The organism is Gluconacetobacter tumulisoli, assembly GCF_014174155.1.
GTDB lineage: Bacteria > Pseudomonadota > Alphaproteobacteria > Acetobacterales > Acetobacteraceae > Gluconacetobacter > Gluconacetobacter tumulisoli.
In genome coordinates this window covers 317,858-327,881 of sequence record NZ_JABEQM010000001.1, presented here as the reverse complement: position 1 = coordinate 327,881, position 10,024 = coordinate 317,858, and the positions used below count along the sequence as shown (strand labels likewise).

At 67.8% G+C, this 10,024-nt stretch carries 9 protein-coding genes; 2 read left to right on the top strand and 7 right to left on the bottom strand.

Annotated elements, in window-relative coordinates; all coding sequences use genetic code 11:
• Positions 1-22 precede the first annotated feature (22 nt).
• The gene (locus tag HLH28_RS01505; protein ID WP_246395572.1) at positions 23-1,387 is read left to right on the top strand and encodes a peptidylprolyl isomerase; all 1,365 of its coding nucleotides are present in this window, start codon (positions 23-25) and stop codon (positions 1,385-1,387) included.
• Positions 1,388-1,397: 10 nt separating this feature from the next.
• Complete coding sequence (gene rsmA / locus HLH28_RS01500; protein ID WP_182953855.1) at positions 1,398-2,273, top strand: 16S rRNA (adenine(1518)-N(6)/adenine(1519)-N(6))-dimethyltransferase RsmA; 876 nt, start codon at positions 1,398-1,400, stop codon at positions 2,271-2,273.
• A gap of 6 nt (positions 2,274-2,279) precedes the next feature.
• Here the strand turns inward: rsmA and HLH28_RS01495 are convergent, their stop codons facing one another.
• From HLH28_RS01495 to dnaG, 7 genes are all read right to left on the bottom strand, one after another.
• On the bottom strand, positions 2,280-3,587 hold the full coding sequence (locus tag HLH28_RS01495) for an SAM-dependent methyltransferase (protein WP_182953443.1): 1,308 nt from the start codon (positions 3,585-3,587) through the stop codon (positions 2,280-2,282).
• A 174-nt stretch (positions 3,588-3,761) separates the two neighbouring features.
• On the bottom strand, positions 3,762-4,334 hold the full coding sequence (rplI, locus tag HLH28_RS01490; protein ID WP_182953440.1) for a 50S ribosomal protein L9: 573 nt from the start codon (positions 4,332-4,334) through the stop codon (positions 3,762-3,764).
• An 11-nt stretch (positions 4,335-4,345) separates the two neighbouring features.
• Positions 4,346-4,621: a 30S ribosomal protein S18 gene (rpsR, locus tag HLH28_RS01485; RefSeq protein ID WP_182944436.1), complete on the bottom strand. Its 276-nt coding sequence runs from the start codon at positions 4,619-4,621 to the stop codon at positions 4,346-4,348.
• A 6-nt stretch (positions 4,622-4,627) separates the two neighbouring features.
• Positions 4,628-5,113, bottom strand: coding sequence for a 30S ribosomal protein S6 (rpsF, locus tag HLH28_RS01480; protein ID WP_182953438.1), 486 nt, complete (start codon positions 5,111-5,113; stop codon positions 4,628-4,630).
• Positions 5,114-5,417: 304 nt separating this feature from the next.
• Complete coding sequence (locus tag HLH28_RS01475; protein WP_182953436.1) at positions 5,418-5,996, bottom strand: GNAT family N-acetyltransferase; 579 nt, start codon at positions 5,994-5,996, stop codon at positions 5,418-5,420.
• A 10-nt stretch (positions 5,997-6,006) separates the two neighbouring features.
• A complete protein-coding gene (gene rpoD / locus HLH28_RS01470; RefSeq protein WP_182953433.1) occupies positions 6,007-7,965 on the bottom strand; it encodes an RNA polymerase sigma factor RpoD in 1,959 nt (652 codons plus the stop codon).
• 213 nt (positions 7,966-8,178) lie between these two features.
• A complete protein-coding gene (gene dnaG / locus HLH28_RS01465) occupies positions 8,179-10,020 on the bottom strand; it encodes a DNA primase (protein ID WP_182953431.1) in 1,842 nt (613 codons plus the stop codon).
• Positions 10,021-10,024 lie beyond the last annotated feature (4 nt).

Here is a 10,024-nt window from a genome sequence, read left to right as displayed (position 1 = left end):
GATGCGCGAGAGACCGAACAGCATGCGAGCCTGCTCCACCAAGACCGCATTCCCCCCGCACGGTGCCCGGCCCGGCAGGCGTGCCCTGTCGTTCGTCCTGGCGGCCGGGCTGGCAGCCTGCGTGGGCAGCGCGGCGCTGGCCGCCCCGCCGGGTCCGGACGCGGAGGCGGACGAGACTGCCGTCGACCAGGATTCGATCGTCGCGGTCATCAACGGCACGGTGCTGACCCGCCGCGACGTGGACAATCGCGGCCGCCTGTTCGCCCTGTCATCCGGCCTGAATGTCAGCAACGAGATCATGGCGCGCCTGCGCCCGCAGATCGTCCGGCAGCTGATCGACGAGCGCCTGCGCCAGCAGGAAATGCTGTCGCGGCACATCAACGTCCCGCCCGAGCAGATCGCGGCCTCGATCGCCGATATCGAACACCGCAACGGCATGCCGCAGAACGCGCTGCGCGACCGGCTGGCGCAGGACGGGATCTCGCTGACCACGCTGATCGACCAGATCCGCGTGCAGCTGGGCTGGACGCAGGTCCTGCGCGAGGAAATGGGATCGCGCGGCCGCACCACCGCCGCCGAAATCGCCCAGCGCGAGGAAGCACTGCGGCACGAGGACGGCAAGCCGCAGTACATGATCAGCGAGATCTTCGTCCCGGTCGATGATCCCCGCCATTCCGAGAACGAGCTGAAATTCACCGAGACGGTCATCCAGGAACTGCGCAACGGCGCGCCCTTCCCCATCGTCGCCGCCCAGTTCTCGCAAAGCCAGACCGCGCTGGACGGCGGCATGATGGGCTGGGTGCAGGAAGACAGTCTCGACCCGCAGGTCGTGGCGGTGGCCCGGCAGATGCCGATCGGCGCCATCTCCAACCCCATCCGGGTGGCAGGCGGCTTCGTCATCGCGACGCTGAATGGCCGCCGCACCGTCGGCCACCAGATGGGCACGGTGCTGTCGCTGCGTCAGGCGTTCCTGCCGTTCACGACGCAGCTGAACCCCCAGAACCCGACGGAGCAGCAGCGGGCGACCCTGGAGCAGGCGACACAGGTTGCGACCACCGCGCGGTCGTGCGCCGATCTGGAAGCGGTCAATCGCAAGTACGGCGAAAAACGGCCATCCAACCCCGGCGAGCTGGTGCTGGAACGGATCAATCCGCAGATGCAGCAGATCCTTTCCGGTCTGTCTGACGGCAAGGCCAGCCGTCCGCTGGTCTCGACGGAAGGCATCGAAATCCTGATGATCTGCGGGCGCCAGCAGAGGAATTTCGCCCAGCAGACACCCAGCGAGATCGCGGACCAGCTGCTGAATGAACGGGTCGAGCAGACGTCGCGGCAGCTGAACCGCGACCTGCACCGCCGGGCCGTCATCGAAATGCGCTCGAAGGCATGAGGACCGGCTCCTGACCTCCCTTCCCCCCGTTCCCGGCGGGACGGCTCCTCTCGAACCGCTGCGCGAGGTCATCGCCCGGCACGGGCTGGACGCACGCAAGGCGCTGGGCCAGCATTTCCTGCTGGACCCGGGCATCACCACGCGCATCGCCGCCCTGGCCGGTGACCTGACAGGCCGTCATGTCGTCGAGGTCGGGCCCGGACCAGGCGGCCTGACCCGCGCCCTGCTGGACAGCGCCGCCGAGACCGTCACGGCGGTGGAGATCGACCCGCGCGCCGTCGCCGTCATCGGCGAGCTTGCTGCCCTGTTCCCCGGACGCCTGCATCTGGTCGAGGCCGATGCCACGCGCCAGGACCTGACCGCGCTGTGCCCGGCGCCACGCCAGATCGTGGCCAACCTGCCCTATAATGTCGGGACGCCGCTTCTGGTCGGCTGGCTGCGGCAGGCGACCCAATGGGAACGCCTGACCCTGATGTTCCAGATGGAGGTGGCGGAGCGGATCTGCGCCGCCCCGGACACATCGCATTATGGCCGCCTGGCGGTCCTGGCGCAGTGGACCAGCAGCTGCGCGCTGGTAATGCGGATCCCGCCCGGTGCGTTCTCCCCGCCCCCCAAGGTCTATTCCGCGGTCGTCAGCCTGACTCCCCACGCGGCCCAGCCGGCCCCCGCATTGTTTCGCGCCATGGAGCAGGTCACGGCCGCCGCCTTCGGCCAGCGGCGCAAGATGCTGCGCGGCGCGCTGCGCCCCCTGGGGGGCGAGACCCTGCTGGAGGCCGCCGGCATCGGCGGCGAACGCCGGGCCGAAACGCTGGACATCACGGAATTCGATCGCCTGGCCCGCTGCCACCTGGAACGGATCGGCGGGTCCGCGCGCATGGACGGCTGATCCCGTTCAGCCCGTCTTCGCCGTCTTCCTGCGGGCGGCACGCCGGGCCGGTGCCTTGACCGCGACCGCCTGGGACTCCTCCGGATCGTCCGCGACGCCGCCCAGGGCCGCGGCCCGTTCGGTGTCGAGCATATAATCCCGCGTCAGCGGCACGGCGTCGATCGACCGGGTGATCTGCAGCTGAAAATTCATGTGTCCCTGTACCCGGAACGACAGTTCCGCTCCGACCAGGTAGAATTCGAACATCCGGCAGAACCGTTCGTCGTACATGGCCGCGACCTTCGCGCGGCTGGCGGCGAAGCGTTCGCGCCACAGGGCGATGGTCTTCGCGTAATGCAGCCGCAGCACTTCGCAATCGGTAACCCACAGGCCCGATTTCTCGATCGCCGCGAAGGTCTCGCTCAACGAGGGGGAATAGCCGCCGGGGAAGATGTAGCGATCGATCCACGGATTGGTCGATCCCGGGCCGTCATTGCGCCCGATGGAATGCAGCAGCATCACGCCGTCCTCGGCCAGGACGTCGCGCACGATGCCGAAGAACTGCCGGTAATGCCCGATCCCGACATGTTCGAACATGCCCACCGACACGATGCGGTCGTACCGCCGGGTCACCGCACGATAATCCACCAGTTCGAAACGGACACGGTCGGACAGCCCCTCCTCGGCCGCGCGCCTGCGTGCGACACCCAGTTGCTCCTCCGACAGCGTGATCCCGGTCACGCGCGCCCCATAATCCCGCGCCAGGGTCAGCGCCATGCCGCCCCAGCCGCAGCCGATATCCAGGACCTCCAGGCCCGGCCGGTCCAGGCGCAGCTTGGCGGCGATGTGCCGTTTCTTGGCCTCCTGCGCCTCCTCCAGCGTCTCGTCCCCGCGCGGAAAATAGGCGCAGGAATATTGCCGGTCCCGATCGAGGAACAGGTCGTACAGCGCGCCGCTCAGATCATAATGGTGGGCAACGTTCCGCCGTGACCGCGACGCCGGATTGAACTGCGTCCAGGCCCGCTTGCCGTAGCGCACCAGGCCGGCGACCATCTCGCCGACATGACCGGTCCCCATGCTGTTGGTCATCAGCAGGTCCAGCAGGTCATAGAGCGTGCAGCCGTCGGGAACGACGGCGCCGTCCATGTAGGCTTCGCCGAACGCCAGCCCGGGATTGAAGATCAGCCGACGCTCGACCGACGGGTGGAGAATCCGCATCGCCGCCACCGGCCCGGGCGTACCGACATAGGTGCGGCGCGTTCCATCGGAAAAAACGACGTCCAGCCGTCCCCGTGAGATAAAACTGCGGAAGACCCTGTCGATTACGGGCGTCATGAGCGGTTCTCCATGCAGGTCGCATGGCAAACATGACCGCTGGATGACGATCCGTAAAGAACCGGCAGCGGGACTTTACCCAGCCTTTCCAAAGACAAAGGCCCGGAAGAGCGCGCTCTTCCGGGCCTTTTCAGCCGTCTGTCGCGCAGGACGCGCCAGATGATGCCTGATTGATCAGGCCTCGGCCGCGTCCTCGGCTGCCGTCTCGTCGGCGTGGGCTTCCCCGACGAAGCCCGAGGGCTCCTCGTCTTCGACGCCGATGGCCTCGCCGCGCGCCTGGCGCACGGCCTCCTCTTCCGAACGGGCCACGTTCACGGTGACGGGAATCGACACTTCCGGATGCAGGGCAACGCGGACCTCATAAAGGCCCAGCTGCTTGATCGGATCGGCCAGAAGCACCTGGGAACGCGCGATCGTCAGGCCGGCGGCGGTCGTCGCCTCGGCGATGTCGCGGGTCGAAACCGAACCGTACAGGCTGCCGCTGTCGCCGGCCTGACGGATCAGCACGACAACCAGGCCGTGCATCCGCTCGGACAGGCGCTCGGCCTCCTCGCGGCGCTTGATGTTCAGCGCTTCCAGCTGCACGCGCTCGCGGTCGAACCGCTCGCGGTTCAGGGCGTTGGCACGGATGGCCTTGCCCTGCGGCAGCAGGTAGTTGCGCGCGTAACCCGGCTTGACCTTCACGATCTCGCCCATCTGGCCCAGCTTCTCGACGCGCTGGAGCAGGATCAGTTCTACTGCGGACATGACCTGTCTCCTCAGCCGACGATATAGGGCAGAAGGGACAGGAAGCGGGCCCGCTTGATCGCCTGGGCCAACTCACGCTGCTTCTTCGCGGACACCGCGGTAATGCGGCTGGGGACGATCTTGCCACGCTCGGACAGAAAGCGGCTCAGCAGACGCACGTCCTTGTAGTCGATCTTCGGCGCGTTCGGGCCGGAGAACGGGCAGGACTTGCGGCGGCGATAGAACGGCCGGCGGGCACCCACGGCCACGCGGCGGGCGGCGGGATTGATCTCGGTGGTGTCGGACATGGATTCTTACTCCGCTTCGCCGTCGGTGTCGCGCGCGTCTTCACGCTCGCCGCGCGCCCGGAACTCCTCGCGATCGTCATAGCCACGACGGCCACCGCCACCGCCGCCACGTCCGCTCTCGAACCGGCCGGTGGGCTTCGGACCACGGAAGCCGCGCTCGCGCTCGTCGCCCTTGCGGGACAGGATCACGGACGGGGCCTCGTCGATCTCGTCGACGCGCAGGGTCAGGACGCGCATCACGTCCTCGTTCAGGCTCAGCTGGCGCTCGATTTCCTTGATCGTCTCGGGCTTCGCATCGAGACCCAGGAGCATGTAATGCCCCTTGCGGTTCTTCTTGATGCGATAGGCCAGGCTGCGCAGGCCCCAATATTCGCGCTTCTTGACGGCGCCGCCTTCGGTTTCCAGCAGGCTGGCGATCCCGTCGGCGACGGCCTCGACCTGCTGCTGCGACACGTCATTGCGCGCGATGAAAACAGTTTCATATAACGGCATGGGAACTCCCTTCGGATATGGTCAACCCGACCGCCACGGACACGGTCCGCACGGCGCCCCTCCCGCGGGGCATGGGTATAGCCGGGGCGATGCCGCGCCCTGGCAGGGAAGGAGGGGTGTGAAGCACGAACGCCGCCCCACCACAAGGAAAAACTCCGCCACGGGCCGAAAAATCGGCTCTCGGCCCCTCGCAGCCTGACCGGAAAGGTGCGCTGGCGAGCGAGAGCGGCCTTGATGGCCGTCAGCACCGAAGCACAGGAAACGCGCGTCGGATCGCCGTCAGCGCGTATTTCCGGTCAGGCTCTCAAGGGCGCAGGGCGGGAGGCACGACCAGACCCAGCGCGTCGGGAATGTCCCAGATTTCGCGCATGGTGCGGACCTGCCGGAACCCGGCGCGCAGGTAGGTATCCAATGCCCGCGGATGATCGGCCGAACAGGTGTTCACCCGGACACTGGCCGGCTGGAACGCCCAGGCGGCGTCGATCGCGGCCCGCAGGAAGGCCCGCCCCACCCCATGCCCGATCTGGTCGGGCATCAGGCCGAAATAGGCCAGGTTCACCTCTCCGGCCACGCGGCAGTCCAGTTCGAAGAACCCGGCGATCCGCTCGCCCTGCCACAACACGTTCACCCGGGTACCGGGATCGCGCAGCAGCGCGCCCAGTTCGGCGTCCGGCAGGGTCCGGCGCAGCCACCAGCAGTAATCCTGCCCCACCCCGTCATACAGGTGGCGATAGAACGCGATGTCGGGGGCCGGGTGATGGACGATGCGATACCCGTCCGGCAGCACCGGCGCCAGGCCGGCGGGCGGACGGTCCATGCACAGGAACGTCACGTCTACCGCCGCGCGGGTCGTGGGTTCGGCGGTTCGGGTCAGGCCGTCCATGAGGTCCGGATCAGTTATCGTCAAGGAACGAACGCAGCTTGCGGCTGCGGCTCGGGTGCTTGAGCTTGCGCAGCGCCTTGGCCTCGATCTGGCGGATACGTTCGCGCGTCACGTTGAACTGCTGGCCGACTTCCTCCAGCGTGTGGTCGGTGTTCATGCCGATGCCGAAGCGCATGCGCAGCACACGCTCCTCACGCGGGGTCAGCGACGACAGCACGCGCGTCGTCGCCTCGCGCAGGTTGGTTTGGATCGCGGCGTCGAGGGGAATGACCGCCGTCTTGTCCTCGATGAAATCGCCCAGATGGCTGTCTTCCTCGTCGCCGATCGGGGTTTCGAGCGAGATCGGCTCCTTGGCGATCTTCAGGACCTTGCGCACCTTCTCCAGCGGCATGCCCAGCTTCTCGGCCAGTTCCTCGGGCGCCGGCTCGCGCCCGATCTCGTGCAGCATCTGGCGCGAGGTCCGGACCAGCTTGTTGATCGTCTCGATCATATGGACCGGGATGCGGATGGTGCGCGCCTGGTCGGCGATCGACCGGGTGATCGCCTGGCGGATCCACCACGTGGCGTAGGTCGAGAATTTATAGCCGCGACGATATTCGAATTTATCGACAGCCTTCATCAGGCCGATATTGCCCTCCTGGATCAGGTCCAGGAATTGCAGGCCGCGATTGGTGTATTTCTTGGCGATCGAGATCACGAGGCGCAGATTGGCCTCGATCATTTCCTTCTTCGCCCGCGCCGAATCCCGCTCGCCGCGCGACACGGTGGCATAGACACGTCGGAATTCGCCGACCGGCAGGCCGGTTTCCTGCGACAGGGCCGCAACCTGGCCGCGCAGGGTCATGACCGTCGCCGCGTGCTTGGCGACGAAATTCTTCCACGCCTTGCCCGGCAGGGCGGACACCATGTCCATCCAGCCCGGATCCAGCTCGCTGCCGCGATATTTGATCAGGAAGTCCTCGCGCGAGACCTTGGTGCTCTCGGCCAGGCGAAGCATCCGGCCTTCCAGGCCGTTCAGACGCTGGAAGATCTCCTTCAGATGCAGCACCAGCACCTCGATACGGGTGTTGTGCAGATGCACCTGCTGGACCTTGCCGACCAGCTCCTCGCGCAGCTTCTCGTACGATTTCTCGGACTTGTCCGACATTTCGGCGCCCGAGGTCAGGGCCTCCAGGCGCTTGGACTGCAGCTTCTGCAGCCGGGAGTAGAGCTCCTCGATTTCCTCGAACCGCACGAGGATCTCGGGCTTCAGCTTTTCCTCCAGCGCCGACAGCGACAGGCCGGCGCCCTCGCCTTCCTCGCCGTCCTCGCTCTCGGTCCCGGCGTCGAAGCTCGCCTCTTCCGGCGGCTCGGCCCCGTCCTCGGCCTCCTCCACGTCGGGACCGGCCCCACCGGACTGCATGGCCTCCAGGTCCACGATGTCGCGCAGCAGCATCTCGCCCGCCTTCAGGCGGTCGTGCCAGGAAATGATGGCGCTGAAGGTCAGCGGGCTTTCGCACAGGCCGCCGATCATCTCGTCGCGGCCGGCCTCGATCCGCTTGGCGATGGCGATCTCGCCCTCACGCGACAGCAGTTCGACCGAACCCATTTCGCGCAGGTACATACGGACCGGATCATCGGTCCGGCCCAGGCTCTCGGTATCGACGTTGCCGGCGGCACCACCTTCCTCGGCCTCGGAATCCGGCTCCTCGGCTTTCTCCTCGCGGGCGGTCTCGGTGTCGTCGTTGTCCTCGTTCTCGACGACCTGGATGCCCATTTCGGACAGCACCGCCATGACGTCCTCGATCTGCTCCGACGACATCTGGTCCTGCGGCAGGACGGCATTCAGCTCATCGAACGTGATGTAGCCGCGTTCCTTGCCTCGGGCGATCAGCCTCTTGACGGCTCCGGATTGCGTGTCCAGCAGAGTGGTGTCGTTATCCTGTTCGCCAGAAGTCGCTTCCGAACCCGCGGCTGTCTTTGTCGCCATCGCCTGCCTAATCCCTACCTGCTACGCTGCCGCGGCGTCCGCCCCGCGACGACATGACGGCCTGTTTCGGCATGCCGGCCCCGCCTCCATGAAGACATGGCGCACGAACGGACACGAAACGGCCATTCTATCGCATCTGACAATTACAGTGTCGTGCAGGTGGTCGATTCGGGCGTTGAAGTCAAGGGCCGGCGCCCCCGGGGGCGAAAAACCTCACCCCTCGTCCGGGTCGATTTCACCGCGTCGCAGGGCCTCCCACGCCAGCAGGCGCGTGCGCAGGCTGTTCCAGGCCCGCTCGTCCAGCGTGCCGGTACACAGGCGCTCCGTATCGGCGCGAATGTCCGCCCCGAACTGCCGGACATTCAGCAGCGCATAGAAATGCCACCATTCCTGGCCGATCTCGACGGCCATCAGGGTGTCCGGCGCACTCAGCGACAGTGGCAGCGGCCGGGTGGCCAGCACGGCCTGGCGCTCGTCGCGCAGACCGGCCGCGTCCAGGCCGGCAGCCAATGCCTCGGCGTCCGGCAGGTCGCCCGCGGCGGCAAGGTCCATCAGCCCGGCCCGCACCCGTGCCAGCCCCGGCGGCAGGTCCAGCCGGCAATAGGCGTCCTCGACCTCCGGCAGCAGATGCGGATGGCGCAGCAGGATGGCGGTCAGGATGCGCATGCGTTCATGCATCGTCGCCTGCGCATCCAGCGGCGGCCGTTCCATGACGCGGACCGGGCGCGGCGCCGCGCCCGCGCCCTTGCTTCCCCGCCCCCCCGAACCGGCGCGACGGCGGAAGGTCTCGAAGAACCGGTCCAGCAGCGTGCTGCGATATTCCGCCGCCAGCCCCTTGTCGCCGATCAGGGCGGCGGCTTCGGTCAGGCGGCGGCGCAGCGCCGCGCGCTGTTCCGGTCCCGGGTCGCGCACGCCTTCGGTCAGCAGGTCGAACAGCACCTCGCCCACCGGCCGGGCGCCCTCCAGCAGGGTCGCGACCGCGCGTCCGCCCTGGGTGCGCAGCAGGCTGTCCGGGTCCTCGCCTTCCGGCAGCGTGCAGAAGCGCAGCGTCCGGTTCAGGTCCAGCATCGGCAGCCCCGTCTCCGCCGCCTTCACCGCCGCGCGCCGCCCGGCGGCATCTCCGTCGAAGCACAGGACCGGCGCGGCCGACACCTGCCACAGGGCTTCCATCTGCTCCGCGGTCAGGGCGGTGCCGAGCGGCGCCACCGCGCCGGGAAAGCCGCCCTGGTGCAGGGCGATGACATCCATGTACCCCTCGACCACCACCAGATCGACCGGCGGTGCCCCCCGCGGACGGGCCGTCCGTATCGCCGCCCGGGCGCGGTCCAGGCCGAACAGGGTCCGCCGCTTGGAAAACAGCGCGGTCTCGGGACCGTTCAGGTATTTCGGCTGCCCGTCGCCCAGGATCCGCCCGCCGAACGACACCAGCGCGCCGCGCCGGTCGCGGATCGGAAAGGTCACCCGGTTGAAGAACAATTCCCCCTTCGGCCGCCCGTCCTCGTCCAGCCGCATCAGGCCGGCCTGGGCCACCAGGTCGGGCGCGATGCCCTGCGCCTGCAATTCCGCCAGCACCCCGCCCCGCCCGTCGCCGGACCACCCCAGGCCGAACCCCGCGATCGTCTCGTCCGTCAGGCCCCGGCCCCGCAGATAGGCTAGGCCCGCGCGTCCCTCCGGCGCATTCAGGCGCCGCGTCCATGCGGCCTGCACGGCCTCCAGCACGTCGGACAGGGTCCTGGCCCGTTTCTCGGCCTCGCGCTGGACGGGCCCGGGGCGTGGCACCTCCAGCCCGGCCTCGCCCGCCAGTTCGGCGACCGCCTCGGGAAACGACCGGCCTTCGCTCTGCATGACGAAGGAAATGACATCGCCATGCGCGCCGCAGCCGAAGCAGTGGAAATGATCGTCATAGACATAGAAAGAGGGCGTCTTTTCCCCATGGAAGGGGCAGCATGCCTTCCAGTTCCGCCCCGAACGGGTCAGCTTCGCCCGCCGCCCGATCACCGAGGCGATGGGCGTGCGGGCGCGAAGCTCCTCCAGGAAGGCGGGATCGAGGGCCAAGGCC